At 70.7% G+C, this 25,879-nt stretch carries 27 protein-coding genes; 19 read left to right on the forward strand and 8 right to left on the reverse strand.

All coding sequences use genetic code 11. From position 1 onward, the window contains the following. Positions 1-159: 159 nt before the first annotated feature. Genes aroC through aroQ form a run of 4 tightly spaced genes read left to right on the forward strand, consistent with a single transcriptional unit; the run spans position 160 to position 3,395 of the window. Complete coding sequence (gene aroC / locus A5696_RS15760) at positions 160-1,365, forward strand: chorismate synthase (RefSeq protein WP_067881046.1); 1,206 nt, start codon at positions 160-162, stop codon at positions 1,363-1,365. After that, positions 1,365-1,889 carry a shikimate kinase gene (locus tag A5696_RS15765; RefSeq protein ID WP_067880632.1) on the forward strand — a complete coding sequence of 175 codons (525 nt, stop codon included), beginning with the start codon at positions 1,365-1,367 and terminating at the stop codon, positions 1,887-1,889. Before aroC ends, A5696_RS15765 begins: the two co-directional genes overlap by 1 nt. Then, positions 1,886-2,974, forward strand: coding sequence for a 3-dehydroquinate synthase (gene aroB / locus A5696_RS15770; RefSeq protein ID WP_067880636.1), 1,089 nt, complete (start codon positions 1,886-1,888; stop codon positions 2,972-2,974). Before A5696_RS15765 ends, aroB begins: the two co-directional genes overlap by 4 nt. Further along, on the forward strand, positions 2,967-3,395 hold the full coding sequence (gene aroQ, locus A5696_RS15775; protein ID WP_067880639.1) for a type II 3-dehydroquinate dehydratase: 429 nt from the start codon (positions 2,967-2,969) through the stop codon (positions 3,393-3,395). Before aroB ends, aroQ begins: the two co-directional genes overlap by 8 nt. On the opposite strand, the gene A5696_RS15780 is transcribed toward aroQ, so the two are convergent. Further along, entirely contained in the window at positions 3,392-4,114 is a 723-nt protein-coding gene (locus tag A5696_RS15780) for a B-4DMT family transporter (RefSeq protein ID WP_197516991.1), read from the reverse strand. The two genes, aroQ and A5696_RS15780, sit on opposite strands and share 4 nt — an antisense overlap. A gap of 33 nt (positions 4,115-4,147) precedes the next feature. Here A5696_RS15780 and A5696_RS15785 point away from each other — a divergent pair, with 33 nt between their 5' ends. The 6 genes from A5696_RS15785 (at position 4,148) to A5696_RS15810 (ending at position 10,270) form a co-directional block, all read left to right on the forward strand. Further along, the gene (locus tag A5696_RS15785) at positions 4,148-5,248 is read left to right on the forward strand and encodes a Xaa-Pro peptidase family protein (RefSeq protein ID WP_067880644.1); all 1,101 of its coding nucleotides are present in this window, start codon (positions 4,148-4,150) and stop codon (positions 5,246-5,248) included. Between the two features lie 117 nt (positions 5,249-5,365). Continuing rightward, positions 5,366-5,890 (forward strand): PE family protein, encoded by a 525-nt coding sequence (locus tag A5696_RS28905; protein WP_067880647.1) that lies wholly within the window; start codon positions 5,366-5,368, stop codon positions 5,888-5,890. A gap of 120 nt (positions 5,891-6,010) precedes the next feature. Beyond that, complete coding sequence (efp, locus tag A5696_RS15795; protein ID WP_067880650.1) at positions 6,011-6,574, forward strand: elongation factor P; 564 nt, start codon at positions 6,011-6,013, stop codon at positions 6,572-6,574. Beyond that, a complete protein-coding gene (nusB, locus tag A5696_RS15800; RefSeq protein ID WP_067880652.1) occupies positions 6,571-7,035 on the forward strand; it encodes a transcription antitermination factor NusB in 465 nt (154 codons plus the stop codon). Before efp ends, nusB begins: the two co-directional genes overlap by 4 nt. Then, on the forward strand, positions 7,032-7,430 hold the full coding sequence (locus tag A5696_RS15805; protein WP_067880655.1) for an antitermination protein NusB: 399 nt from the start codon (positions 7,032-7,034) through the stop codon (positions 7,428-7,430). The genes nusB and A5696_RS15805 overlap by 4 nt, the downstream gene beginning before the upstream one ends. Positions 7,431-7,435: 5 nt before the next feature. Then, positions 7,436-10,270, forward strand: a complete 2,835-nt coding sequence (locus A5696_RS15810; RefSeq protein ID WP_067880658.1) for an aminotransferase class I/II-fold pyridoxal phosphate-dependent enzyme — start codon at positions 7,436-7,438, stop codon at positions 10,268-10,270. Positions 10,271-10,275: 5 nt separating this feature from the next. On the opposite strand, the gene A5696_RS15815 is transcribed toward A5696_RS15810, so the two are convergent. Then, positions 10,276-10,482: a hypothetical protein gene (locus A5696_RS15815; RefSeq protein WP_067881048.1), complete on the reverse strand. Its 207-nt coding sequence runs from the start codon at positions 10,480-10,482 to the stop codon at positions 10,276-10,278. Between the two features lie 17 nt (positions 10,483-10,499). Beyond that, positions 10,500-10,808, reverse strand: a complete 309-nt coding sequence (locus tag A5696_RS15820; protein ID WP_067880661.1) for a hypothetical protein — start codon at positions 10,806-10,808, stop codon at positions 10,500-10,502. A gap of 100 nt (positions 10,809-10,908) precedes the next feature. Between A5696_RS15820 and A5696_RS15825 the strand changes: the two genes are divergently transcribed. Next, complete coding sequence (locus A5696_RS15825) at positions 10,909-12,294, forward strand: ATP-binding protein (RefSeq protein WP_231964344.1); 1,386 nt, start codon at positions 10,909-10,911, stop codon at positions 12,292-12,294. Here A5696_RS15825 and A5696_RS15830 read toward each other — a convergent pair. Both A5696_RS15830 and A5696_RS15835 read right to left on the reverse strand, forming a co-directional pair. Then, complete coding sequence (locus tag A5696_RS15830) at positions 12,276-12,944, reverse strand: response regulator transcription factor (RefSeq protein WP_067880667.1); 669 nt, start codon at positions 12,942-12,944, stop codon at positions 12,276-12,278. The two genes, A5696_RS15825 and A5696_RS15830, sit on opposite strands and share 19 nt — an antisense overlap. Before the next feature lie 4 nt (positions 12,945-12,948). Further along, entirely contained in the window at positions 12,949-13,734 is a 786-nt protein-coding gene (locus A5696_RS15835) for a hypothetical protein (protein ID WP_067880670.1), read from the reverse strand. A gap of 259 nt (positions 13,735-13,993) precedes the next feature. Between A5696_RS15835 and A5696_RS15840 the strand changes: the two genes are divergently transcribed. From A5696_RS15840 to A5696_RS15870, 7 genes are all read left to right on the forward strand, one after another. Beyond that, entirely contained in the window at positions 13,994-15,226 is a 1,233-nt protein-coding gene (locus A5696_RS15840; protein WP_082969042.1) for an MFS transporter, read from the forward strand. A gap of 123 nt (positions 15,227-15,349) precedes the next feature. Next, on the forward strand, positions 15,350-16,099 hold the full coding sequence (locus A5696_RS15845; protein ID WP_067880677.1) for a GntR family transcriptional regulator: 750 nt from the start codon (positions 15,350-15,352) through the stop codon (positions 16,097-16,099). Beyond that, entirely contained in the window at positions 16,096-16,323 is a 228-nt protein-coding gene (locus A5696_RS15850; protein WP_066972033.1) for a ferredoxin family protein, read from the forward strand. The genes A5696_RS15845 and A5696_RS15850 overlap by 4 nt, the downstream gene beginning before the upstream one ends. A gap of 16 nt (positions 16,324-16,339) precedes the next feature. Beyond that, the gene (locus A5696_RS15855) at positions 16,340-17,728 is read left to right on the forward strand and encodes an ABC transporter substrate-binding protein (protein ID WP_067880680.1); all 1,389 of its coding nucleotides are present in this window, start codon (positions 16,340-16,342) and stop codon (positions 17,726-17,728) included. Beyond that, the gene (locus A5696_RS15860; protein WP_067880683.1) at positions 17,725-18,591 is read left to right on the forward strand and encodes an ABC transporter permease; all 867 of its coding nucleotides are present in this window, start codon (positions 17,725-17,727) and stop codon (positions 18,589-18,591) included. The genes A5696_RS15855 and A5696_RS15860 overlap by 4 nt, the downstream gene beginning before the upstream one ends. Next, complete coding sequence (locus tag A5696_RS15865; protein WP_067880687.1) at positions 18,588-19,328, forward strand: ABC transporter ATP-binding protein; 741 nt, start codon at positions 18,588-18,590, stop codon at positions 19,326-19,328. Before A5696_RS15860 ends, A5696_RS15865 begins: the two co-directional genes overlap by 4 nt. Further along, positions 19,325-22,003: a fumarate reductase/succinate dehydrogenase flavoprotein subunit gene (locus A5696_RS15870; RefSeq protein WP_067880690.1), complete on the forward strand. Its 2,679-nt coding sequence runs from the start codon at positions 19,325-19,327 to the stop codon at positions 22,001-22,003. The genes A5696_RS15865 and A5696_RS15870 overlap by 4 nt, the downstream gene beginning before the upstream one ends. Before the next feature lie 6 nt (positions 22,004-22,009). Here the strand turns inward: A5696_RS15870 and A5696_RS15875 are convergent, their stop codons facing one another. Both A5696_RS15875 and A5696_RS15880 read right to left on the reverse strand, forming a co-directional pair. After that, on the reverse strand, positions 22,010-22,549 hold the full coding sequence (locus A5696_RS15875; RefSeq protein ID WP_067880693.1) for a GNAT family N-acetyltransferase: 540 nt from the start codon (positions 22,547-22,549) through the stop codon (positions 22,010-22,012). Positions 22,550-22,553: 4 nt separating this feature from the next. Then, positions 22,554-23,759: a serine hydrolase gene (locus A5696_RS15880; RefSeq protein ID WP_067881052.1), complete on the reverse strand. Its 1,206-nt coding sequence runs from the start codon at positions 23,757-23,759 to the stop codon at positions 22,554-22,556. Between the two features lie 310 nt (positions 23,760-24,069). Between A5696_RS15880 and A5696_RS15885 the strand changes: the two genes are divergently transcribed. Continuing rightward, positions 24,070-24,498: a cellulose-binding domain-containing protein gene (locus A5696_RS15885; protein ID WP_067880696.1), complete on the forward strand. Its 429-nt coding sequence runs from the start codon at positions 24,070-24,072 to the stop codon at positions 24,496-24,498. A gap of 21 nt (positions 24,499-24,519) precedes the next feature. Here the strand turns inward: A5696_RS15885 and A5696_RS15890 are convergent, their stop codons facing one another. After that, entirely contained in the window at positions 24,520-25,797 is a 1,278-nt protein-coding gene (locus A5696_RS15890) for a DUF222 domain-containing protein (RefSeq protein WP_067880699.1), read from the reverse strand. Positions 25,798-25,879: the final 82 nt, after the last annotated feature.

A 25,879-nucleotide genomic window follows, 5' to 3' on the forward strand; every position in this document is an offset into this window, starting at 1 on the left:
GACCTCGCAATCGGATGACCACGCGGCATAGCAACCTCCAAAATCAGTGGATGTTGCGTTGACCGTATGAATCCGCGCGAGTAGGTCGCACGCTCACGTCGATCTCAATGCGACCTCTCGGATTTAAGTCCCCACTTGAGCCCGTGGGAGAATGACCGGGTGTTGCGCTGGATCACCGCCGGAGAATCCCATGGCCGCGCGCTGGTGGCCGTGGTGGAAGGCATGGTCGCCGGCGTGGGGGTCACCTCCACCGACATCGCCGACCAGCTGGCCCGGCGCCGCCTCGGCTACGGCCGCGGCGCGCGGATGAAGTTCGAGCGCGACGCGGTGACCATCCTGTCCGGCATACGCCACGGCGTCACGCTCGGCGGGCCCATCGCCGTCGAGATCGGCAACACCGAGTGGCCGAAGTGGGAAACCGTGATGGCCACCGACCCGGTCGACCCGGCGCAACTGGAACACAGCGCGCGCAACGAACCGCTCACCCGGCCGCGGCCCGGCCACGCCGACTACGCCGGCATGCTCAAGTACGGCTTCGACGACGCCCGGCCGGTCCTGGAGCGGGCCAGCGCGCGGGAGACGGCCGCGCGCGTCGCGGCCGGGACCGTCGCCCGGTCGTTCCTGCGCCAGGCGCTGGGCGTCGAGGTGCTCTCGCACGTCGTCGCGATCGGCCCGTCGGCGCCGTACGACGGCCCGCCGCCGCGCGTCGAGGACCTGCCCGCCATCGACGACAGCCCCGTGCGGGCGTTCGACAAGGCAGCCGAGGCGGCCATGATCGCCGAGATCGAGGCGGCCAAGAAGGACGGCGACACCCTCGGCGGCGTGGTCGAGGTCGTCGCGCTGGGCGTGCCGGTGGGGCTGGGGTCGTTCACCAGCGGCGACAACCGGCTGGACAGCCAGCTGGCCGCCGCCGTCATGGGCATCCAGGCGATCAAGGGCGTCGAGATCGGCGACGGCTTCGAGACCGCGCGCCGCCGCGGCAGCCGGGCGCACGACGAGATGTACCCGGGGCCCGACGGCGTCGTCCGCTCGACCAACCGGGCCGGCGGGCTGGAAGGTGGCATGACCAACGGGCAGCCGCTGCGGGTGCGGGCCGCGATGAAGCCCATCTCCACCGTGCCCCGGGCGCTGGCCACCGTCGACATGGCGACCGGCGACGAGGCCGTCGCGATCCACCAGCGCTCGGACGTGTGCGCGGTGCCGGCCGCCGGGGTCGTCGTCGAGACGATGGTGGCGCTGGTGTTGGCCCGCGCGGCGCTGGAGAAGTTCGGCGGCGACTCGCTGGCCGAAACCCGCCGCAACATCGAGTCCTACCGGCGCGCGGTCGCCGACCGGGAAGCGCCGGCCGCGCGCGGTACCGCGTGATGGCGCCCAAGGCGGTGCTCGTCGGGCTGCCCGGCTCGGGCAAGTCCACCATCGGGCGGCGGCTGGCCAAGGCCCTCGGCGTCGGCCTGCTCGACACCGACGCCGCCATCGAGCAGCGCACCGGCCGCACCATCGCCGACATCTTCGCCGCCGACGGGGAGCCGGAGTTCCGCCGCATCGAGGAGGAGGTGGTGCGCGCGGCCCTGGCGGAGCACGACGGCGTCGTCTCGCTCGGCGGCGGCGCCGTCACCACCGCCGGCGTGCGCGACGCGCTGGCCGGCCACACCGTCGTCTACCTGGAGATCGGCGCCCGCGAGGGGGTGCGGCGCACCGGCGGCGGCGCCGTGCGGCCCCTGCTGGCCGGGCCCGACCGCGCCGAGAAGTACCGCGCCCTGCTGACCGAGCGGGCCCCACTGTACCGGCGTGTCGCGACCATCCGGGTCGACACCAACCGCCGCAACCCCGGGGCGGTGGTCCGCCAGATCGTGTCGCGTCTGCAGGCGCCCAGCGAGGCCGCCCGGTGACCGACGACAGCGGACCCGTCACCGTGCACGTGGCCGTCGACGAGCCGTACCCGGTGATCATCGGCACCGGGCTGACCGGCGAGCTGGAACGCGTGCTGGCCGGCCGGCACCGGGTCGCGATCCTGCATCAACCGGTGCTGGCCGACACCGCCGAGGCCATCCGAAACGGGTTGGCCGACAAGGGGATTGACGCGCACCGCATCGAGATCCCGGACGCCGAGGCCGGCAAGGACCTGCCCGTGGTGGGGTTCATCTGGGAAGTGCTGGGCCGCATCGGAATCGGCCGCAAGGACGCCCTGGTCAGCCTCGGCGGCGGCGCGGCCACCGACGTCGCCGGCTTCGCGGCGGCCACCTGGCTGCGCGGCGTCGACATCGTCCACGTGCCCACCACCCTGCTCGGCATGGTCGACGCGGCCGTCGGCGGCAAGACCGGCATCAACACCGAGGCGGGCAAGAACCTGGTCGGGGCGTTTCACCAGCCGCTGGCGGTCCTCGTCGACCTGGCGACGCTGAAAACCCTGCCGCGCAACGAACTCGTCGCCGGCATGGCCGAGGTGGTCAAGGCGGGGTTCATCGCCGACCCGGTGATCCTGGACCTCATCGAGGCCGACCCGCAGGCCGCGCTGGACCCGCAGGGGAAGGTGCTGCCGGAGCTGATCCGGCGCGCGATCGCGGTCAAGGCCGAGGTCGTGGCCGCCGACGAGAGGGAGTCGGAGCTGCGCGAAATCCTGAACTACGGCCACACGTTGGGGCACGCCATCGAGCGCCGGGAGCGCTACCGCTGGCGGCACGGCGCCGCGGTGTCGGTGGGCCTGGTGTTCGCCGCCGAGCTGGCCCGGCTCGCCGGCCGGCTAGACGACGCTACCGCGGCGCGCCACCGCGCCATCCTCACCTCGCTCGGCCTGCCGGTCAGCTACGACGCCGACGCGCTGCCGCAGTTGCTGGAATACATGGCCGGCGACAAGAAGACCCGCGCCGGCGTGCTGCGGTTCGTCGTCCTGGACGGGCTCGCAAAGCCGGGCCGGCTGACCGGACCGGACCCCGCGCTACTGGCGGCGGCCTACGCGGCGGTGGCCCATGAGTAAGACCGTGCAGGTCATCAACGGCCCCAACCTGGGCCGGCTGGGCAGGCGCGAGCCCGACGTCTACGGGGACACCACGCACGACCAGCTGGCCGCGCTGATCGAACGCGAGGCCACCGCGCTCGGGCTCAAAGCGGTTGTGCGGCAAAGCGATAACGAGGCGCAGCTGCTGGACTGGATCCATGCGGCCGCCGACTCCGGCGAGCCGGTGATCCTCAACGCCGGCGGCCTGACCCACACGTCGGTGGCGCTGCGCGACGCGTGCGCCGAGCTGAGCGCGCCCCTGATCGAAGTGCACATCTCCAATGTGCATGCGCGCGAGGAGTTCCGGCGCCACTCCTACATCAGCCCGGTCGCGACCGGCGTGATCGTGGGGCTGGGAATCCAGGGCTACCTGCTGGCCCTGCGCTACCTGGCCGGCTAGCCCTTTTCCGGCTCCTCGCCCGGCTTGCCGTGCCTGGCGTCGTCGGTGCGGATCACCTCGGTCTTGGCGTCGTCGCCGGCGGTCGGGATGGCTTCGGTACGCGTCTCCCGCCCGGCGGTCGGGATGGTTTCCGTCGGCGCATCGCGTTCCGCGGTCGCGACCGAACCGGTGCGCTCCTCGGCCCGTGCCCCCGCGGCCGTCTGCGCGGGGATCTCGCCGGTGGGCGTCTCGTCGCCGCGGACGGCGGAGAAGACGTCGGTGTCGGCGCGCTCGTCGTCCGCGCCGCGCGGGCGGGGCGGCGGGTTGCGGTCGACGCGCCAGCGGCCCACCGCCACCCCGATGATCCCGGGCACGAAGACGAGCAGCGCGGTGAACGCCGCGAACGTCGTCACCTCGTTGATCAGCCCCCCGGTGTACAGGCCCTGGTAGAACAGCGCGATGAGCCAGCACACCGCGCCGCTGACGATGCCCGCGAACAGGCCGGCCAGCAGCCAGGTCATCGCCAGGTCCTGGCGGCGGTCCGGGTCCGGCTGCGCCTTGGCGTCGGCCCGGCCGTCCAGCACGCCCCAGATCACGACGCCGATCACGTACAAGATCAGCAGCACGACGCTGATCAGTCCCGCCTGCGTCTGCCACGCGTTGATGAGCGCACCTTGGAGCAGTCGAAGTACCACCATGGCCGCGGCGAACACCAATCCGCGCAGCATCCACGTCCTCATGGAGGAAAAGCGTAGCGAGTACCGTCAAGGGTCGTGACACATTCCCAGCGTCGAGACAATCTGAGAGCGCAAATCGGGGCCGCCGGCCTGGACGCGATGCTGATCACGGACCTGATCAACGTTCGCTACCTGTCGGGTTTCTCCGGGTCGAACGGCGCGTTGCTGGTTTTTGCCGACGAGCGCGGCCCCGTGCTGGCCACCGATGGCCGCTACCGGACGCAGGCGGCCGAGCAGGCACCCGATCTGGAGGTCGCCATCGAGCGGGCCGTCGGGCGCTACCTGGTCGGCCGGGCCGCCGAGGCGGCGGTCGGCAAGCTGGGCTTCGAGAGCAACGTGGTGACCGTCGACGGCTTCGACGCGCTGACCGGCGAGCTGGCCGAGCGCGGCGCGAACACCGAGCTGGTGCGGGCCGCGGGGACGGTCGAGGCGCTGCGCGAGGTCAAGGACGCCGGCGAGGTGGCGCTGCTGCGGCTGGCCTGCGAGGCGGCCGACGCCGCGCTGGCCGACCTGGTGGAGCGCGGCGGCCTGCGGCCCGGCCGGACCGAACGCGAGGTCAGCCGCGAGCTGGAGTCGCTGATGCTCGACCACGGCGCGGACGCGATCTCGTTCGACACCATCGTGGCCGCCGGGCCGAACTCCGCCATCCCGCACCACCGCCCGACCGACGCGGTGCTGGCCGACGGCGACTTCGTCAAGATCGACTTCGGCGCCCTGGTCGCGGGCTACCACTCCGACATGACCCGCACATTCGTGCTGGGCAGGGCCGCCGAGTGGCAGCTGGAGATCTATCAGCTGGTCGCCGAGGCGCAGCGGGCCGGCCGGGAGGCGCTGGAGCCCGGCGCCGACCTGCGCGACGTGGACGCCGCCGCCCGCCGGCTGATCGCCGACGCCGGCTACGGCGAGCAGTTCGGCCACGGTCTGGGGCACGGGGTGGGCCTGCAGATCCACGAAGCCCCGGGAATAGGGGCCACGTCGGCCGGAAAGCTGCTCGCCGGCTCCGTGGTCACCGTGGAACCCGGCGTCTACCTGCCCGGCCGCGGCGGTGTCCGCATCGAGGACACGCTGTTCGTGGCGGACGGCCGGCTCCCCGAACTGCTGACCCGATACCCGAAGGAGCTGGCCATTCTGACTTGACGGCGGATCCCGGGCCCCCGCCGGTGCTGAGGCGCACTGCGAATGCCCAAAAGTTAGCTTCCTGTTCAGTCGCGTCCGCGTAGCCGCGCGCTATGCTCACCGGATGAACGGGCCGACATGTTGAACCTGATCGCGACACCGGAATTAATCTCAAGTGCCGCAACCGATTTGGGCACTATCGGCGCGAACCTCAGCGCGGCGCACACGGCGGCGGCCGCCCCGACCCTTGCGTTGAACCCGGCCGCCGCCGACGAGGTCTCGGTCACCGTCGCGCACCTCTTCTCCCGGCATGCCCAGGAATATCAGGGGTGGGCCGGGCAGGCGGCGGCGTTTCAGGAACAGTTCGTCCAGCACCTGAGCGCGGGCGCCGGCTCGTATGCTTCCGCCGAGGCGGGCAACGCCGCGGCGCTGCAGCCCCTGGCCGCGAGCGCGGGCCCGATCGCCAACGTCATCGCCACCGTGGGGGGCGAGATTCAGAGTTTCCTCGACAACGCCCTCGCTTCATTCACCCAGTTGCTCAGTTCGTTGTCGGGCTTCTTGCTTCCGCTGATCCGCGAGGCGATCGCCTTGTCGGCCGCGTTGTTTTTCGTCTTCGTTCTTCCCACGATAGAAATCGCGCTCAATATTCTTGTGGCCCTCTAGGGAGGGCGGACGCGAGGCCGTCGGCGGCCGCGGCACGGGTAATCTCTACGGGGTGCCCAGGTCTGGGCAGGCAATCCCGGTTCCGGTGGAACCGGCCATCCCGTAGGAGATACACCGACCGTGGCAAGTACTGCCGACTTCAAGAACGGACTGGTGCTGGTCATCGACGGCCAGCTGTGGCAGATCGTCGAATTCCAGCACGTCAAACCCGGCAAGGGGCCGGCTTTCGTGCGCACCAAGCTCAAGAACGTCGTGTCGGGCAAGGTGGTCGACAAGACCTACAACGCGGGCGTCAAGGTCGAGACCGCCACGGTCGACCGCCGCGACACCACCTACCTGTACCGGGACGGCTCGGACTTCGTCTTCATGGACAGCCAGGACTACGAGCAGCACCACCTGCCGGAGTCCCTGGTCGGCGACGCCTCGCGGTTCCTGCTGGAGAGCCTGCCGGTGCAGGTGGCGTTCCACAACGGCGCGCCGCTGTACATCGAGCTGCCGGTGTCCGTCGAGCTGGAGGTCACCCACACCGAGCCGGGCCTGCAGGGCGACCGGTCGAGCGCCGGCACCAAGCCCGCCACGCTGGAGACCGGCGCGGAGATCCAGGTGCCGCTGTTCATCAACACCGGGGACAAGCTGAAGGTGGACACCCGGGACGGCAGCTACCTGGGCCGCGTCAACGCGTGAGCCGGGCCGCCAAGGGACGACATCAGGCGCGCAAGCGCGCCGTCGACCTGCTGTTCGAGGCGGAGGCCCGCGGCCTGAGCCCCGCGGAGGTGGTCGACGTGCGCGCCGCCCTGGCCGACGCGAACCAGGACGTCGCGCCGCTGCACCCGTACACGGCCGCGGCGGCCCGGGGGGTCAGCGAGCACGCCGCCCACATCGACGACCTGATCAGCTCGCACCTGCAGGGCTGGGCGCTGGACCGGCTGCCCGCGGTGGACCGGGCCGTCCTGCGGGTCGCGGTGTGGGAGCTGCTCTACGCCGACGACGTCCCGGAGCCGGTCGCCGTCGACGAGGCCGTGCAGCTGGCCAAGGAGCTGTCCACCGACGAGTCACCGGGCTTCGTGAACGGCGTGCTGGGCCAGGTGATGCTGGTGACGCCGCAGATCCGGGCGGCCGCCCGCGCGGTCCGCGACGAGTCATGACGCGGCTGGAGCTGCGCGTCGCCGTCGCCGCGTTCCTGGCGGCGACGGTGGTGCTGGGTGCCGTGGTGTGCGCCGCCTACGGGTGGACCATCGCCGCGTCGGCGCTGGCGATCTACGCGCTGGGCGTGGGCGCCTGGCTGTACCACTCGATCGAACGGCTGATCGTGGCCCGCCGCATCAGCACCGTCCGCTCGGCGGCCAGGCCGCTGCAGCCGCTGCTGCCGGTGATGGCCGCCATCATGGGCCTGACGCAGGCGGTGGTGCGGTCACTGACCGACGTCACCGAGCTGCCGGCCCGCAGCTGGGAGCTGCCGGTGCTGCGCTGGATGGACGCGACGCGGCCGAATCGGCGAACTCTGAACGGCGACGACGGAGGGGACGAGCGGGCACAATAGTCCAGATGGATCGAGACAGCGCCCGTCCGCGCCGGCTTCGTGTGTCGGCGCTGGCGGCAGTGGCCAACCCGTCCTACACGCGCCTGGACACGTGGAACCTGCTCGACGACGCCTGCCGTCACCTCGGCGAGGTCAGTCGCGCCGGGCTGGACATCGAACACGATGTGTGTCGGGTGCGGCGGCTGATGGATCGGCTCCGCGCTTACGAGCGGTACTGGCTATACCCGGGCGCAGCGAATCTGGCGAAGTTCCGCGGTCTCCTCGACAAGCTCTTGCCGTTGCGGCTGGCAGAGGAGGTGTCGCTGGCCGTGCGGCTGCTTAGTGAGTATGGCGACCGCGCAGGGCTTTTCGACACCTCGGCGCCGCTGGCCGAGCAGGAGCTGGTGGCGCAGGCCAAGCGGCAGCAGTTCTACACGGTGCTGCTCGCCGACGACGCCCCGGAGAACGCGCCCGACAGCCTGGCCGAGTGCCTGCGCGCCCTGCGCGACCCGTCCGACGGCGTGCAATACGAGCTGCTGGTGGTTCCCAGCATCGAGGACGCCATCACCGCGGTCGCGCTGAACGGAGAGATTCAGGCGGCGATCATCCGCCACGACCTGCCGCTGCGGTCGCGCGACCGGGTGCCGCTGATGAACACGCTGCTCGGTGCCGCCGAACACGACGACGTGCTGGCGACGGACCACCAGGACTGGGTGGAATGCGCCGAATGGATGCGGGAGCTGCGGCCACACATCGACCTCTACCTGCTCACCGACGAGTCGATCGCGGCGGAGACCGAGGACGAACCCGACGTCTACGACCGCACGTTCTACCGGCTCAACGACGTCACCGACCTGAACAGCACCGTCCTGGCGGGCCTGCGAAACCGTTTCGGCACACCGTTTTTCGACGCCCTGTGCGCCTACGCGGCGGCCCCGGTCGGCCAGTTCCACGCGCTGCCCGTCGCGCGCGGCGCCAGCATCTTCAACTCCAAGTCCCTGCAGGACATGGGCGAGTTCTACGGCCGCAACATCTTCATGGCCGAGACGTCGACCACCTCCGGCGGGCTGGACTCGCTGCTGGACCCGCACGGCAACATCAAAAAGGCGATGGACAAGGCGGCCGTGACCTGGAACGCCAGGCGCACGTATTTCGTCACCAACGGCACGTCGACGGCCAACAAGATCGTCGTGCAGGCCCTGACCCGCCCGGGCGACATCGTCCTCATCGACCGCAACTGCCACAAGTCACACCACTACGGCCTGGTGCTCGCCGGGGCCTACCCGCTGTACCTGGACGCCTACCCGCTGCCCGAGTATGCGATCTACGGGGCCGTGCCGCTGCGCACGATCAAGCAGGCGCTGCTGGACCTCGAGGCCGCCGGCCAGCTGGACCGGGTGCGCATGCTGCTGCTGACCAACTGCACCTTCGACGGCGTCGTCTACAACCCTCGGCAGGTGATGGAGGAGGTGCTGGCGATCAAGCCCGACATCTGTTTCCTGTGGGACGAGGCGTGGTACGCGTTCGCCACCGCGGTGCCGTGGGCGCGGCAGCGCACCGCGATGGTGTCCGCCGATCGCCTCGAGCAGATGCTGGCGTCACCGGAATACGCCGCGGAATACCGCGATTGGGTGGCATCCATGGAAGGGGTGGACCGGTCCGAGTGGGTCGAGCGGCGGCTGCTTCCCGACCCCGCCCGGGCGCGGGTGCGGGTGTATGCGACGCACTCCACGCACAAGTCGCTCTCGGCGTTCCGGCAGGCGTCGATGGTCCACGTCCGCGACCAGGATTTCCGGGCTCTGACCCGCGACGCGTTCGCCGAAGCATTTCTGACCCACACCTCGACCTCACCCAACCAGCAGCTGCTGGCGTCGCTGGACCTGGCGCGCCGCCAGGTCGACATCGAGGGCTTCGAGCTGGTCCGCAACACGTACAACATGGCGCTGGTGTTCCGGCACCGGGTCCGCAAGGACCGGCTGATCGGCAAGTGGTTCCGCATCCTCGACGAGTCCGACCTGGTGCCCGACGAATTCCGCGCCTCGTCGGTCAGCTCCTACCGCCAGGTCCGCCAGGGCGCGCTGGCCGAGTGGAACGAGGCGTGGCGCTCCGACCAGTTCGTGCTCGACGCCACGCGGGTCACCCTGTTCATCGGTAAGACCGGAATGAACGGCTACGACTTCCGCGAGAAGATCCTGATGGACCGCTTCGGTATTCAGATCAACAAGACCTCCATCAACAGCGTGTTGCTGATCTTCACCATCGGGGTCACCTGGTCGAGCGTGCACTACCTGCTCGACGTGCTGCGCCGCATCGCCACCGACTTCGAGCGCACCGAAAGCATCAGCGGCAAGGAGGATCGCGCCCTGCAACGGCGCCGGGTCGAGGAGATCACCGAGGACCTGCCGCACCTGCCCGACTTCAGCGAATTCGACGTCGCCTTCCGCACGGTCGACGCGTGCAAGTTCGGCGACATGCGGTCGGCCTTCTACGCCGGATACGAGGAGTCCGACCGCGAGCACGTCCTGATCGGCATGGCCGGGCGGCGGCTCGCCGAGGGCAGGACGCTGGTGTCCACCACGTTCGTGGTGCCCTACCCGCCCGGTTTCCCGGTGCTGGTCCCAGGCCAGGTGGTGAGCAAGGAGATCGTCTACTTCCTGGCCCAGCTGGACGTCAAGGAGATCCACGGGTACAACCCCGACCTCGGGCTGTCGGTCTTCACCGATGCCGCGCTGGCGCGGATGGAGGCCCAGCGCAACGCGGCTACGGCCGCGGTCGGCTCGGCGTTCCCGGCCTTCGAGCTGCCGGCCGACGCTTCGGCGCTCAACGGCGACGCCGCGCAGCCGGCCGCCGAACGCGCCTGACGGCGCTATCCGGTGACGGCGGGGAAGTCCGACAGGCCCTGCCGGATTCCGCGGGCGATCGCGTCCTTCTTGACGGGGCTTGCGGTCGGCGCCGCCTGCTGGCAGCTGCAGCTCAGCGTGCTGAACACGCTGGGGTCCGCGGCCGCCGACGCCGATGCGACGACGCCGGCGCCGACGGCGGCGGCCAGTGCGATCAGGATTTTGGTGGTCAAATTCGGCAAGCTGGGTATCACGGCGTCTCCTCGGCGCGGCTCGGCGCATCTTCGGCGTCGATCACCGTCGGCCACGCCGGCTCGGGACTGATGCCGACGACGCAGTCGTCGGATTGATGAAGGCTGCTGATCAGCAGCGCCTGGCAGTTGTCGGCGCCGTCGCGATGACAGGCGTAGAGGTAGCTGCCGGAGACCCGCCGGTCGATGTGCGCGGGCGCCAGGTACAGCGCGGCGTTCTCCATCCAGCCCATCGTGGAATCCTCGACGGCGATGGGCAGTTCGCCCGGAAGATCGGCGAGTACGCGACGCAATTCCTCGACGTTCATGGCGCCCCCAAGGCTAGGAGCGGGTCGCTGAGAAGCCGCTGAGAAACCCGCTGACCTGCGCGGTTTCCCGGCCCGCCCGCGGCTTGGAAGAATCGGGGACGTGCGGTGGTCTGCCGTGTGGCCGGTTCGGCGAAGCTTGGGCATCTCCGCTCGCTCGGCCGCGGTGTCCGCGGTCGTCGTCCTGCTGGCGCTGACGCTCGCCGGCGCGGGGCTGGACGCGCTGCTGTACCGGACGTTGCTGGGCGGCGTCGACGACGCCGCCGCGGGCCGGGTCCGCAGCCTCGCGGCGGCCCTGCGGTCGGGCACCGTCGACGACATCGACAGCGCGTTGCTGACCACCGGCCAGCGCATCGTCGCGATCCAGGTGATCGGCCCCGACGGCAGGGTGCTGCTGCGGTCCGGCTCCGCGCCGAAAACACCGCTGGTGCCCCCGGGCCAGTTCGACTTTCGGTTGCGCAGCGCCCTGCCCGACGACGCGGTGGCGGGCGACGACATGCGGGTCAGCGGTCAACGGGTCGCGACCCCGTCCGGTGACTACACGGTGATCGTCGGAGGGGGCAGCGAGGCGGTCGAGGCGACCGCGTGGGCCGTCGCGCTGCTGCTGGCGTGCGGCGCGCCGATCGTCGTCGGGGTGGCGGCGGGCGCGAGCTACTGGCTCGTCCGCCGCTCGCTGAACTCGGTGGACGCGATCCGCAGCCGGGTGGCCGAAATCTCCACCTCCGACCTGGCCGAAAGGGTTCCGGTGCCCAACAGCCGCGACGAGATCGCGGCCCTGGCGGTCACCATGAACGAGATGCTGTCCCGCCTGGAAGCCGGCCACCGCGCGCAACAACGGTTCCTCGGCGACGCCTCCCACGAACTGCGCAGCCCGCTGGCCACCATCATCTCCGGGCTCGAGGTCGGTGAGGCGCACCCCGAACTGCTCAACGCGGAGCTGACCGTCGACACCCTGCTGCCCGAGGCGCACCGCATGCGCACGCTCATCGAGGATCTGTTCCTGCTGGCCCAGGCGGACGAACGAAACCTGTTGCGGCACAAGGAGGAGATGGCCCTCGATGACCTTGCCGAGGTCGAGGCCGCCCGCGCGCGGCGGGCGACGGGGTGCGCGGTCCACACCGACATTCGCCCGGCGCGGCTGACCGGCGACCCGGCCGCCGTGTCCCGGATGATCCGCAACCTGGTGGACAACGCCGTCCGCCACGCCAACTCGAGCGTCGCGATCGAGGTCGGCAGCAGAAACGGAACCGCCACGCTCACCGTCAGCGACGACGGCCCCGGCATCGCCCCGGCCGAACGGACCCGCGTGTTCGAGCGCTTCGTGCGCCTGGACGCCGACCGCTCGCGCAGCGGCGGCGGCGGGGCCGGCCTGGGCCTGGCGATCGTCGCGGAGATCGTCGCCGCGCACGGCGGCACCATCACCATCGACGACCGGCCCGGCGGCGGAACCAGGATGATCGTGCAGCTCCCTCAGCACAACAGCCGGTAGCCGACGCCCCGGACCGTCTCGATGGTGTTGGTGCCGAACGGGACGTCGATCTTGCGGCGCACGTATCCCACATACACCTCGACGACGTTGTCCGGGCCCTGATGGTGCTCGTCCCACACGTTGCGCAGGATCTCGGCCTTCGTCACCACCACGTCCTTGTTCCGCATGAGGAACTCGAGCACCCCGTACTCGCGGGGGGTCAGCGCGATCGGGGTCGAGCCGCGCTGGACGGTGTGCCGGGCGGGATCGAGCAACAGCGATCCGGCCGTCAGCACCGCCGGGCGCTCGGGGGCGCCGCGCCGCACCAGCGCCCGCAGGCGCGCCACCAGCACGCGGAACGAAAACGGTTTGGTCAGATAGTCATCCGCCCCGAGGTCGAACGCATCGGTCTCGTCGAACTCGCCGTCTTTGGCGGTCAGCATCAGCACCGGCGTCCACACTTCCCGCGCCCGCATCCGGCGCAGCACCTCGTATCCGTTGTGGCCGGGCAACATGATGTCGAGGACCACGACGTCGAAGCCGTTCTCCGTCGCCAGCTGCAGGCCCTCGATGCCGGTGCCGGCGGTCACCACGGCGAAGCCCTCGGCCTTCAGCCCCATGGCCAGCGTCGCGGACAGTCGCGGCTCGTCCTCGACGATCAGGACTCGCATATCGTCACGCTACGTCGTGCGCGGCCTCCGCCTGGCCCGGGTGACGTCCGGGGCGCTGCGGCAGGACGATGAGCAGCGCCACGATGATCGCCGCGATGACCGCCGAGGCCAGCGGGCGGCTCAGGGCCAGGCCGCCGTCGGCGACGGGCTTGTCGAGGAAGTCGCCCACCGTCGCGCCCAGCGGGCGCGTCAGGATGAACGCGACCCAGAACAGGGTGACCCGCGACACCGGCGTCCAGAAATACAGGGCCACGACGACGGCCAGCGCCGCGGTGAACACCAGCGCGCCGCGTTCGTAGCCGAATCCGCGGGTATCGGCGAGCCAATCGCCCAGCGCGGTGCCCAGCGTCTGCGAGAACGTGATCGTCGCCCAGTAGAACGCCTCCACCCGGGGCGTCGACACGGTGTTCACCGACACCGTTCCCTCCGACCAGCGCCACAGCCCCAACGTGGCCAGCAGGCAGGCGAGCAGCAGCAGCGAACCGCCCGTGTATCCGATCCCCAGCTGCCGGTCGGCGAAATCGGCCAGCGTGGTGCCGAACGTCGTGGAGGCCACGATCGTCGCCCAGTACAGGGCCGCGTGGAAACGCTTGGCCAGGATCTGCGCGGCGACCAGCACTATCAGCGCGACGCCGAACAGCGCGACGCCGGCCAGGTAACCCCAATTCAGTGTCATCGTGACGGTGTCGCCGCCCGTCTCGCCCAGCGTCGTCGCCAGCACCTTGATCACCCAAAAGCCCAGCGTGACCGCCGGCACTTTGGTCAAGGCATGTTTCGCAACGTCATTCACAGGTATCGATCTTCCGGTGTCGTTGCTGTCCATGTCTACGGCAGCCCCGCTGAGAAATCGCTGAGATCGTCGCTGGGAGGCCGTTAAGCGTTGGCTGTGAACTCCGCTCATCGGCGGTTGCCCAGAAGTGGCACGCGCTCAACACGTTTCGCACGTCACGCCACGTCACGCCGATGACCGGATCTGATCGCCGTCTCGCAAATGCCTGAGATTTCAATAAGTTAAGCCGTTTTTGCGGTGCCACCATGTATGGATGTCGATGGAAACGGACCGCACGTTCGAACTCGGCGCGGGGGCGCGGTGGGCGATCATGGCCATCTCGTTGGGGGTGACGGCAAGCTCGTTCCTGTTCATCAATGGCGTTGCCTTCCTTATCCCTTCGCTGCAGGGTCGTGGCATCCCGCTGGCCGAGGCCGCGCTGCTGGCGTCCATGCCCAGTTGGGGCATGGTGGTCACGCTGGTGCTGTGGGGTTATGTGCTGGACCACGTCGGCGAGCGGATCGTGCTCACCGCGGGCTCGGCACTCACCGCGGCCGCGGCTTACGCTGCGGCGTCGGCCCATTCGCTGCCGATGACCGGCGTCTTTCTCTTCATGGGCGGGATGTCCGCGGCGAGTTGCAACACGGCCGGCGGGCGGCTGGTGTCCGCCTGGTTCCCCGCGCGGCAACGCGGGCTGGCGATGGGAATCCGCCAGACCGCGCAGCCGCTGGGAATCGCTTTGGGCGCGTTGATGATTCCCGAACTCTCCGAACGCGGCCCGCACCGCGCGCTGATGTTCCTCGCGGCGATGTGCACGCTGGCGGCGGTGGCCAGCGCGATCGGGATCGTCGATCCGCCCCGCAAACCCCGCGCGGCGGCCGCCCGCGCGGAACTCGCCAGCCCGTATCGCGGTTCGTTGGTGCTGTGGCGGATCCACGCGGTGGCCGGCCTGCTGATGATGCCCCAGACCGTGACCGTCACCTTCATGCTCGTGTGGCTGATCAACCGGCACGGCTGGTCGGTGGCGGCCGCGGGCGCCGTGGTCACGCTCACCCAACTGCTCGGCGCGGTGGGGCGAATCGCGGTGGGCCGCTGGTCCGACCGCGTGGGCTTGCGGATGCGTCCGGTGCGCACCATCGCGATCGCCGCCGCGCTGGCCCTGTTCCTGCTCGCCGTCACCGACGGCACCGGTTCGGGCTACGACGTGTTGCTCATGATCGCCGTGTCGGTGCTCGCGGTGCTCGACAACGGGCTGGAGGCCACCGCGATCACCGAGGTCGCCGGGCCCTACTGGAGCGGGCGCGCGCTGGGGCTGCAGAACACCACCCAGCGGCTGACGGCCGCCGCCGGGCCGCCGCTGTTCGGCGCGCTGATCATGGCGGCCCACTACCCGGCGGCCTGGGCGCTGTGCGCGCTGTTCCCGTTGGCGGCGGTGCCGCTGGTGCCGGCCGACCCCGAGCATTCGGCTCAGCCGGATCGCAAAGACGAATCTCTCGTCGGGGTGGCGCAATAGCGCTAGGGGCGCGGGTTTTTGCTGGTCGGCCCGCAAGGGTGCCCGGCGCAATACCCTGACCTGCCCCGACGGCCCCGGCTCGGCCGCCCGGAGGGGGCCGGTGAGCCGCGTTAGCGTGACGGCGTGGCGCACCCGATACCGATTCACGGGCCGCGGGCCGACCGGGCCCGCCGTGTCGCCGACGTGCTACGCCACCAGATCCACGCCGGCGCCTACCCCGACGGGCTGCCGGACGAACGCGAGTTGGCCACCGAATTCTCGGTGTCGCGCAACACCGTTCGCGAGGCCCTCGGCGTCCTGAAACACGAGGGGTTGATCGACCGCGGGCCCAAGGTGGGCACCCACGTCGCCCAGCGCAAGTACCCGCACGGACTCGACGCGCTGCTGGGGCTGAAGGAAACCTTCAAGGACCTCGGCGAAGTGCGCAACGAGGTGCGCGCCGCCATGTCGGTGACCGCCCCGCCCTCGGTCGCCCGCCGACTGCGGCTGCAACCGGGGGAGCCGGCGGTGTTCGTGGAGCGCCTGCGCTACCTGGGCGACCTGCCGCTCAGCCTCGACCTCACCTATCTGGTCCCGGATATCGGCAGCCAGATCCTGGACCAAGCGTTGGAGAACTCCCTGGAAAAGGAAGACATCTTCGCGCTCATCGAACAGGTGAGCGGGCGGCCGCTGGGCTCGGCGGCGCTGGCGCTGGAGGCCATCCCCGCCGACGCGCACTCCGCGGCCACTTTGCAGGTGCCCGACGGGGCGGCGCTGCTCATGCTGGAGCGGCTCACCAGCCTCGACGACGGCAGGCCCGTCGACCTGGAATACATCCGGATGCGCGGCGATCGAATCACCATGCGCGGGAGCCTGATAAGGAGCAAGCCATGACGCTCGTCAACAACCGCGCCGATGTGCCGGTCACCATCGACGAGTCGCTGTGCATCGACGGTTGCACGCTCTGTGTCGAGGTCTGCCCGCTGGATGCGCTGGCCATCAACCCGGACACCGGCAAGGCCTTCATGCATGTCGACGAGTGCTGGTACTGCGGGCCGTGCGCGGCCCGCTGTCCCACCGGCGCCGTCACCGTCAACATGCCGTATCTCTTGCGCTGAAACACAAAGGCCCACAATGAAAAAGCACGTCCCCCGGCTGCTTTCGGTCCTCGTCCTCGTCGTCGCGACGGTGTCCGGCTGCTCGCTCGAGTCCCTGTCCCAGTCCTCCGGCGTGGTCAACGTCGTGGTCGGCTACCAGTCCAAGACCATCAACACCGTCACGGCCGGCACGCTGCTGCGCGCGCAGGGCTACCTGGAGCGCCGGCTGGCCGACATCACCACCCGCACGGGGACCAGGTACGCGGTGCGCTGGCAGGACTACGACACCGGCGCCCCGATCACCGCGCAGATGCTCGCCGAGAAGATCGACATCGGCTCGATGGGCGACTACCCGATGCTGATCAACGGATCCAAGACGCAGGCGAACCCGCTGGCGCGCACCGAGATGGTGTCGATCACCGGCTACAACCCCAAAGGTGCGCTGAACATGGTTGTCGTGGCGCCGGATTCGCCGGCGACCACGTTGGCCGACCTGGCCGGTGCGAGGGTGTCGGCCAGCGTCGGCTCGGCCGGCCACGGCACGCTGGTGCGCGCCCTGAGCAAGGGCGGTGTCGCCGGCGTGGAGGTGCTGAACCAGCAGCCGCAGGTCGGCGCCTCCGCGCTGGAATCCGGTCAGGTGCAGGGCCTTTCGCAATTCGTCGCCTGGCCCGGGCTGCTGGTCTACCAGGGCAAGGCCAAGTTGCTCTACGACGGCGCCGAGCTGAACCTGCCCACCCTGCACGGCGTGGTGGTGCGGCGCAACTATGCGGCGGCGCACCCGGAGGTGCTCGGCGCCTTCCTGCAGGCGCAGCTGGACGCCACCGATTTCCTCAACGAACGGCCGCTGGAGGCCGCCCGCATCGTCGCCCAGGCGAGCGGGCTGCCGCAGGAGGTGGTGTACCTCTACAACGGACCCGGCGGCACGTCGTTCGACGCCACGCTGAAGCCGTCGCTGATCGATGCGCTGAAAAGCGATGTGCCCTACCTGAAATCGATCGGCGACTTCGCCGACCTCGACGTCGCAAAGTTCGCCGTCGACGAGCCGCTGCGCGCCGTGTTCGCCGCCCGCGGGCTGGACTACGACGCGGTGCGGGCGCGCGCCGCCAACCCGTCGACCCTGCGCGGTGACCCGGCTCTGGCGAGCGAGCTGTGGCTGGACGGCTCGGACGCGACGCAGACGATCGCGGATCCCACCGGCCTGCTGCAGGCGATCCGGGACGCGACCGCCCGCGGCGCCAGGGTCCGGGCGGCCTACGTCCCGGACGCCGAGCTGGGCACCCGGTGGTTCGCCGACAAGGCCGTCTGGGTGCGCGACGGGCAGGCGTATCACCCGTTCGCCACGGTGGCGGGCGCTCGTCGTTACGTCGCCGCACATCAAGGCAGCGTCGCCGTGGATTACCAACAAGCACTGGGAGGTTCGGTATGACCGCCGAGTTGAGCGAACTGGTTGCCGGGCCCGGCCTGCCCGCGCCCGCCACGGTGCCGGGGGCCGCCCCGCGACGACCGGTGTCGCCGTGGCGATCGCGGGTCGTGCGGCTGGTGTCGGTGGCCGCCGCCGTCGGACTGTGGCAGCTACTCACCGCCGGCAAGGTGCGGCTGCTGCTGCGATTCGACACGCTGCCCACCGTCACGCAGATCGTGCACGCGCTGCAGCGGCGGCTGGGCGCCTACGACTACTGGCTCGACCTGGCTCAGTCATTGCTGCGCATCCTCACCGGCTTCGGGCTGGCCGCGGTGGTCGGCGTGGCGACCGGTGTGCTGCTGGGCCGCTCGCGGGTGTTCGCCGACGTGCTCGGCCCGCTGACCGAGCTGGCCAGACCCGTCCCCGCGATCGCGCTGGTGCCGGTGGCGATCCTGTTGTTCCCCACCGACGAGGCCGGCATCGTGTTCATCACCTTCCTGGCGGCCTACTTCCCGATCATGGTCAGCACCCGGCACGCGGTGCGCGCGCTGCCCACGCTGTGGGAGGACTCGGTGCGCACCCTGGGCGGCGGCCGGTGGGCAGTGCTGAGCCAGGTGGTGCTGCCCGGCATCCTGCCCGGGGTGTTCGGCGGGCTGTCGGTCGGCATGGGGGTGGCGTGGATCTGCGTGATCTCCGCCGAGATGATCTCGGGCCGTCTCGGCGTCGGCTACCGCACCTGGCAGGACTACACCGTGCTGGCGTACCCCAAGGTATTCGTCGGCATCATCACCATCGGCGTGCTGGGGCTCGTGACGTCGGCGGCCGTCGAGCTGGTGGGCCGCCGCGTGACCCGGTGGCTGCCGCGCGCGGAGGAGAACCAGCGATGACCGTCGGAATGAGCCTCGAACTGGACCGGGTTCGCCTGTCCTACACCGGAAAACCCGTGATCGACGGGCTGAGCCTGGCCGTGCGGCCGGGAGAGATCCTGGTGCTCACCGGGCCGTCGGGCTGCGGCAAGTCCACGGTGCTGCGGGCCCTGGCAGGCCTGCTGTCGCCCGACGACGGCCGGGTGCTGGCCGACGGCCTGCCGGTGACCACCACCTCCGGCGACCGCGGCATGGTGTTCCAGGACAACGCGCTGCTGCCGTGGCGCACGGTGCGGTCCAACATCGAACTGGCGCTGCGGCTGCGCGGCGAGCCGCGCGCCACCCGGCGCGCCGCGGCCGAACGCTGGATCGACGAGCTCGGACTCGCCGGCTTCGGGCACTACCTGCCCAAGAGTCTGTCCGGCGGGATGCGCCAGCGCGTCCAGCTGGCGCGCGGCCTGGCCGGGGCGCCGCGCGCGGTGCTGATGGACGAGCCGTTCGGGGCGCTGGACAGCCGGACCCGCGCCGCCATGCAGCGGCTGCTGATCGACACCTGGCGCACCCATCCCACCACGATCGTGTTCGTCACCCACGACGTCGACGAGGCGCTGGTGCTGGGGGACCGGGTCGTCGTGCTGGGCCGGGCGGGCGAACCGGCGCGCGCGTCGCTGGACGTGCCCGATCCCCGCGGCGAAGGACCGCGTGCGGAATTGCGCGCGGAAATCATTGCCGCACTGACTGATTCGGTGGCCGCATGATGGACATCCCGGATCCGGCCGTTCCGCTTCGCCTGGACTGCGACGTGCTGGTCATCGGGGGCGGCACCGCAGGCACCATGGCGGCGCTGTCGGCCGCCGAGCGCGGGGCACAGGTGCTGCTGCTGGAGAAGGCCCACGTCCGGCACTCCGGTGCGCTGGCGATGGGCATGGACGGCGTCAACAACGCCGTCATCCCCGGCAAGGCCGAGCCTGAGGACTACGTCGCCGAGATCACCCGCGCCAACGACGGAATCGTCAACCAGCGCACCGTGTATCAGACCGCCAGCCGCGGCTTTGCGATGGTGCAGCGCCTCGAGCGCTACGGGGTGAAGTTCGAGAAGGACGAGCACGGCGAATACGCGGTGCGCCGGGTGCACCGCTCGGGCTCCTACGTCCTGCCCATGCCCGAGGGCAAGGACGTCAAGAAGGCGCTGTACCGCGTGTTGCGGCAACGATCGATGCGGGAGAAGATCCGCATCGAGAACCGGCTGATGCCGGTGCGGGTCCTGACCGATGACGGTCGCGCGGTGGGCGCCGCGGCCCTGCACACCCGCACCGGTGAATTCGTCGCGGTCGGAGCCAAGGCGGTGATCCTGGCGACCGGCGCGTGCGGGCGACTCGGCCTGCCGGCGTCGGGCTACCTGTACGGCACCTACGAGAACCCGACCAACGCCGGCGACGGGTACGCGATGGCCTACCACGCCGGCGCGGAGCTGTCGGGAATCGAGTGCTTCCAGGTCAATCCGCTGATCAAGGATTACAACGGGCCGGCCTGCGCCTATGTGGCCAACCCGTTCGGCGGCTACCAGGTCAACGCGCACGGCGAGCGGTTCGTCGACTCCGACTACTGGTCGGGGCAGATGATGGCCGAGGTGAAGAGCGAGATCGACTCCGCCCGCGGGCCGATCTACCTCAAGGTGTCGCACCTGCCCGACGAAACGCTGACCGCGCTGGAGAACATCCTGCACACCACCGAACGCCCGACCCGCGGCACCTTCCATGCCAACCGGGGCCACGACTACCGCACCCACGACGTGGAGATGCACATCTCCGAGATCGGCCTGTGCAGCGGCCATTCCGCGTCCGGGGTGTGGGTCGACGAGCACGCCCGCACCACGGTGCCGGGCCTGTACGCCGCGGGGGACCTGGCCTGCGTGCCGCACAACTACATGATCGGGGCGTTCGTGTTCGGCGACCTCGCCGGCACCCACGCCGCCGCGTCGCTGCCCGATGTCGTTGCCCCGCAAGCACTCCCGGAAGACCAGTTGTGCGCCTCGCACGAGCTGATCTACCGCCCGCTGCAGCACCCGGACGGGCCCCCGCAACCGCAGGTCGAATACAAGCTGCGGCGCTTCGTCAACGACTATGTGGCGCCGCCGAAGACGGCGGCCAAGCTGTCGATCGCGGTGCGTACCTTCGACCGGATGCGCGACGAGATCGCCGCGATGGGCGCCCGGAACCCGCACGAGCTGATGCGCGCCGTCGAGGTGTCGTTCATCCGCGACTGCGCCGAGATGGCCGCCCGATCCTCGCTCACCCGCACCGAATCGCGTTGGGGCCTCTACCACGATCGCGCCGACCTACCCGTGCGCGACGACCACCGGTGGGGTTATCACCTCAACCTGCGCAAGGGGCCCAACGGCGAGATGGCGTTCCTCAAGCGGCCCGTCGCACCCTATTTCGTGCCCGTCCCGGAGCTGGACGGTCTGCCCCCCGTCGACCAGACCGTGCAGGAGGTGGAGCAGCCGCCGCTCGTCGGCGGCCAGGCCCCGGCCACCGCCGGCTCCCGGATTCCCTCGGCCGCACCGGCTTTCGAGCCGCCGTCGCCGCGCATCGCCGAGGTGCTGGCCCTGGAGGAGCCTACGATCGCCGACCTGGAGCCGTATCTGGCCGACCCCGATCCCGGCGTGCGGCGCACCGCGGTGGCCACGCTGACCGAGCACATTCCCGACGGCTACGCCCCGGCCCTGTTCGCGGCGCTGGACGACGCCGACGCCGCGGTGCGACGCACCGGCGCCGAAGGCATCCGCGAACTGGTGGAGGTGCTGCCGGACCCCGCCGGCGCCCGCGCCCGCCTGGGCTCCCGCGACGCGGTGGTGCGCGCCGCCGCGGTTCACGTGCTGGCCGCGCGCCGGGCCGGCGATGCGGCCGAATACCGCCGCGCGCTGGCCGATCCGGAGCACCGGGTGCGGATCGAGGCGGTGCGGGCGCTGGTGTCGGTCGACGACGTGGCCGGGGTCGTCAAGGCCACGGGCGACGAGAGCCGGGAGGTCCGCATCGCGGCGGTCGCCGGCCTGGCGACGCTGGGTGACGGCGCGGGGACGGTGAGCGCTCTGCTCGCCGACCCCGACCCGCTGGTGCGCGCGGCCGCGCTGGCCGCGCTGGGCGAATTGGGTTGGGGGCCCGGCGATATCGCGGCCGTCGAGGCGGCGCTGCGGGCGCCGGCCTGGCAGGTGCGGGAGGGCGCGGCGAGGGCGCTGTCGGGTGCGGCGGCCGGCGTCGCCGTGCCGCTGCTGGCCGAGGCGCTGGGCGATGCCCATCTCGACGTGCGCAAGGCGGCCGTGCTGAGCCTGACCCGGTTCGCCGGCGAGCCGGTCGCCCGCGATGCGCTGGGCATCGCGCTCAAGGACGGCGACGCCGACGTGCGGGCCTACGCGCGGCGGGCGCTGGAGTAGGGCCGGTCAGCGCAGGATCTTCGCGTACAGCAGGGCGTCCCGGGGCTCGGGCCCGATGGTGGGATAGACGGCGTGGCGGGCCAGCCGCCCCTCCAACTCGAAACCGGCGCGCTCCAGCGACCGCGCCGACCGCTCGTTGTCCGGGCTGCACGTCGCCCAGACGCGATAGACCCTGCGGTCGGCATCCAGCGCGGCGAGCAAAAGATCGAGCACCTCGGACATGTAGCCCTTGCCCCACCACTTGCGGCCGAGGCAGTAACCGATCTCGACCGAGTGCGGCACCGGGCGCCGGCAGCTGGTCAGCCCGATGACGTCGCCGCTGTGCTTGAGCGTGATGGCCCAGGTCCGCTCGTCGCCGCCGACGTTGAGCTTCTCGGTGATCACCCGCCGCGTCGCCGCCACGTCGGGATGCGGCGCCCACAGCAGGTACTTGGTGACCTCGGCGTCGCGGGCGACCCGTTGGAAGAGCGCGCCCGCGTCGTCCAGCGTCGGCGGGCGCAGCACCAGCCGCGGGCCGGTCATGCGGTCGGGCGGGTAGTCCACCATCGCGCTACAGGCCGAGCGCCTGATAGGTGCGGCGGACAAACTTCGGTTGCGCCGTGCGGAGTTTCGCAAGCGACGTGTTGCCCGCGACGGCGGTGGCGGCGTCCACGGTCAGATCGGGCAGGTTCTGGATCAGATACAGCAGGATCAGGTCGTCCGACGGGTCGGCCTGCCACCATGTCCCATAGGCGCCGGGCCAACTGAACGTCCCGGGCCCGCCCGGCCCGAACAACGGGGCCGACCTCGCCGGGTCGGTCACCACCGACAGGTTCAGCCCGAAGCCGCGACCCACCCAGTACGGCGCGCCGAGGAAGTTGTGCCGCTTCTGCTCGTCGGTCAGCCGGTCCGTCCGCATCAGCCGGGCGGACTCGGGCGAGAGCACCCGCACGCCGTCGACCTCCCCGTCGCCGAGCAGCATCCGCACGAACCGCAGGTAGTCGTCGGCGGTCGACCACAACCCGCCGCCGGCGTTGCAGAACGAGGGCGGCTTGACGTGCGGTGGGCCCATGACGCCGTGCTGCAGCTCGTGGTCGTCGGTGAGCCGGTACATGGTGGCGGCGCGCCGGCGGGTTTCGGGGGAGACGAAAAAGCCGGTGTCGGGCATGCCGGCCGGTCCCAGCACCCGTTCGTCGAGAACCTGGTGGAACGGCTTGCCGTCGATGCGAGCGGCGATGACGCCCAACAGGTCTATCGCGTGGCTGTAGGTGACCTTCTCGCCGGGCTGATGCACCAGCGGCAGCTTGGCGAGTTCGGCCAGCCAGGCGTCGGGGCCCTGGTGGAACGGCAGCCGCATGTAGGCCTTGGCGATCGGCCCGGACACCGAGAACGCGTAGGCCAGGCCGCTGGTGTGGGTGAGCAGGTCCTCGATCAGGATGGCGCGGCCCAGCGGGTGCGTCCGGTCCAGCGGACCGTGCGGGTCGTCGAGCACCTGCACGCCTGCCAATTCGGGCGCCCAGCGCACGACCGGGTCCTTGAGCGCCAGCTTGCCCTCGTCGACCAGGCTCATCACCGCCGCGACCGTGACCGGCTTGGTCATCGACGCGATGCGGAACAGGGTGTCGCGCTGCATCGGCAGGCCCGCGTCGATGTCGCGGTATCCGATCTCGTTGACCTGCAGGAGTTCTCCGCGCTGCCAGACCATCGTCACCGCGCCGGCGAGCAGGCCCGCGTCGCACACCTCGCGGATGGAGGCCTGATTAACGTCCAGATTCATCGGGTTCAGGGTAGTGGGCGGGCCGGCGAGGCCGCGCACGCGTCAGCTGTTGCGGTGGGCGTGCAGCACGGCGTCGGTGAAAGCATCCGGGGCTTCCTGGGGCACGTTGTGCCCGGCCCGCACCGGGCGTACGTCGAGCAGGGCGGGGAAAGAGCACTATCGCGAACGCTTGGCATCCCCTCGTCGTGTTCAGGCCGACTTCCGCCTCCGGCGAGCCAAAATTTCATGACGGTTTCGGTTGAGCAAAGGTACTGCAGCGTACCCGCGTGCGCGGGCCGATATCGTTCGTTTGGCTTTAGTGTTGGCTGCCATGGCCGCACTGAGCAATCGCGTGAAGCGCTGGCGCACAGCGCTCTACGCCACCGTGTCGGCATTGATGGTCGCCAGCCTCGGACTCGTGATGACGCCGGTGGCTCATGCGGCCTCGGCCGCGGCGACGTTGTCGGTCGAACATACGTGGCAGACGGGCTTCATCGCCAACTTCACCGTCACCAACGCGAGCATGGCGCCGCTCAGCGATTGGAAGCTTGAATTCGACTTGCCGGCGGGAGAATCCGTCCTGCACACGTGGAACAGCAGCTTCACGCAATATGGCACGCACGTTGTTCTCACCCCCGCAAACTGGAATCGCGTGATTGCACCCGGTGGTTCGGCCACGGGCGGTTTCCGGGGCGCGCTGAGCGGTACCTACTCGCCGCCCGTGAACTGCGTGCTCAACGGGCAATACCGTTGCAGCTAGCGGCGGTGTGCCTCCGCCGGCTCAAGCCGCGTGGTACTCGACGAGCGCGACGATGATCCTGGCTTCCATCTCGCTGTCGAATACCTCGATCGTTCCCGGCGGCGGCGGTGCGCCCGAGCGGTAGCGCGCGCCGGTGGGTGTGGTGAATTCGGCCGTGTGAGTGCCGGTTTCATCGACCGCGGCCGTGACTCGCCAGCCGGGCGCTTCCTTGACGTAGTTACAGCGCTCACACGATCCGAGCCCGTTCGCCCCGCTGGTCGCACCGCCGCGGTGGTGCGGACGGGCGTGGTCGTGGTGGCGGATCGGGGCGTCGCAGTAGGGGGTGCGACAACGCTGATCGCGCAGGCCGATGAAGGCGGCCAGCCCCTTCGGGAAGCAACGCGACCGCGACTCCATGGCGACCAGCGACCCCGAGCGGGGATGCCGATAGAGCCGCCGCAGCGTCGCCCTCGACCGCTCGTCGCCGACCGCGTCGCCCACCAGGTGGCGGGCCACGGCGGCCGGTATCGGGCCGTACCCGTCGACCACGGCCGCCTCGTCGTCGTGACCCAGCAGCGTCCCGTCGGACATCACCAGGTTCACCGCGATGGGCTGGGCGACCTCGGCGGGCCGGCCCGTGACGCGCTCGACCAGCGTGTCGGCCATCACCTGGCCGCGGGTGCGGCCGTCGAACGTGGTGTCCGCGGCGCGCTTGAGCGCCGCGTACACCCTGACGCCCTTGGCCACCGGCAGGAGCGCCGTCACATAGCTCATGGTGTCGGGCGCCGGCCGAATCGTCACCGTGCGCTCGGATTCGGCCCTGGCCGCGCGCTCGACCACCGCCTGAGGGTCGAGCCGGTAGGCGATCGCCCGCGCCGCCGCCACGATCCGCGCGTCGCCCATTCCGTCCAGCTTGGAGCCGTCGGCGCACAACTCGGTGTCCAGCGTGCGCCGGTCCTCGACGTCCAGGCACGCCGACTCCCGCACGATCAGGGTGGCCCGCCACTCGGACAGCCGCCCGCACTCCAGCGCCGCCAGTGTGTGCGGCATCTCGTGTACCACCGCTTTGGCGAAGCCGAGATGTCGTCCGCCCCGGGCGGGGGCGTCTCGCCGTGCCAGGGCGATCTCGCTGGCCAGCCCGCGGCCGCGCTGCGCGGCCGGCACCCCGGCCGCGGCCTCGTTGGCGCGGCGCAGCGCCTCCAGCTGCACCGACGCGCGCGCCTGCTCGGCGGCGGCCGCCGACTTGACCGTCTCCAGCTCGGCGATCCGCGCGATCAGCGCGGCCTCGCCGGCGCGGGGATCGGTTTCCGATTCGAACATGCTTTCGATACTAGCCGGGGCCGCCGACACGTCCACCTTCCTGCCGGCCACTGCGGCGGAAGTGCTACGCTGCCGGGCAGTC

It is taken from the genome of Mycobacterium sp. E2699 (assembly GCF_001666745.1).
In the GTDB taxonomy this organism is placed as follows: domain Bacteria; phylum Actinomycetota; class Actinomycetes; order Mycobacteriales; family Mycobacteriaceae; genus Mycobacterium.

Coding starts and splice junctions, on each gene's coding strand:
- A5696_RS15765 (WP_067880632.1), top strand. CDS start 1,365: ATGGCGCCCAAGGCGGTGCTCGTCGGGCTGCCCGGCTCGGGCAAGTCC.
- aroQ (WP_067880639.1), top strand. CDS start 2,967: ATGAGTAAGACCGTGCAGGTCATCAACGGCCCCAACCTGGGCCGGCTG.
- A5696_RS15780 (WP_197516991.1), bottom strand. CDS start 4,114: ATGAGGACGTGGATGCTGCGCGGATTGGTGTTCGCCGCGGCCATGGTG.
- A5696_RS28905 (WP_067880647.1), top strand. CDS start 5,366: ATGTTGAACCTGATCGCGACACCGGAATTAATCTCAAGTGCCGCAACC.
- A5696_RS15805 (WP_067880655.1), top strand. CDS start 7,032: ATGACGCGGCTGGAGCTGCGCGTCGCCGTCGCCGCGTTCCTGGCGGCG.
- A5696_RS15810 (WP_067880658.1), top strand. CDS start 7,436: ATGGATCGAGACAGCGCCCGTCCGCGCCGGCTTCGTGTGTCGGCGCTG.
- A5696_RS15820 (WP_067880661.1), bottom strand. CDS start 10,808: ATGAACGTCGAGGAATTGCGTCGCGTACTCGCCGATCTTCCGGGCGAA.
- A5696_RS15830 (WP_067880667.1), bottom strand. CDS start 12,944: ATGCGAGTCCTGATCGTCGAGGACGAGCCGCGACTGTCCGCGACGCTG.
- A5696_RS15840 (WP_082969042.1), top strand. CDS start 13,994: ATGGAAACGGACCGCACGTTCGAACTCGGCGCGGGGGCGCGGTGGGCG.
- A5696_RS15850 (WP_066972033.1), top strand. CDS start 16,096: ATGACGCTCGTCAACAACCGCGCCGATGTGCCGGTCACCATCGACGAG.
- A5696_RS15855 (WP_067880680.1), top strand. CDS start 16,340: ATGAAAAAGCACGTCCCCCGGCTGCTTTCGGTCCTCGTCCTCGTCGTC.
- A5696_RS15860 (WP_067880683.1), top strand. CDS start 17,725: ATGACCGCCGAGTTGAGCGAACTGGTTGCCGGGCCCGGCCTGCCCGCG.
- A5696_RS15865 (WP_067880687.1), top strand. CDS start 18,588: ATGACCGTCGGAATGAGCCTCGAACTGGACCGGGTTCGCCTGTCCTAC.
- A5696_RS15870 (WP_067880690.1), top strand. CDS start 19,325: ATGATGGACATCCCGGATCCGGCCGTTCCGCTTCGCCTGGACTGCGAC.
- A5696_RS15875 (WP_067880693.1), bottom strand. CDS start 22,549: ATGGTGGACTACCCGCCCGACCGCATGACCGGCCCGCGGCTGGTGCTG.
- A5696_RS15880 (WP_067881052.1), bottom strand. CDS start 23,759: ATGAATCTGGACGTTAATCAGGCCTCCATCCGCGAGGTGTGCGACGCG.
- A5696_RS15885 (WP_067880696.1), top strand. CDS start 24,070: ATGGCCGCACTGAGCAATCGCGTGAAGCGCTGGCGCACAGCGCTCTAC.
- A5696_RS15890 (WP_067880699.1), bottom strand. CDS start 25,797: ATGTTCGAATCGGAAACCGATCCCCGCGCCGGCGAGGCCGCGCTGATC.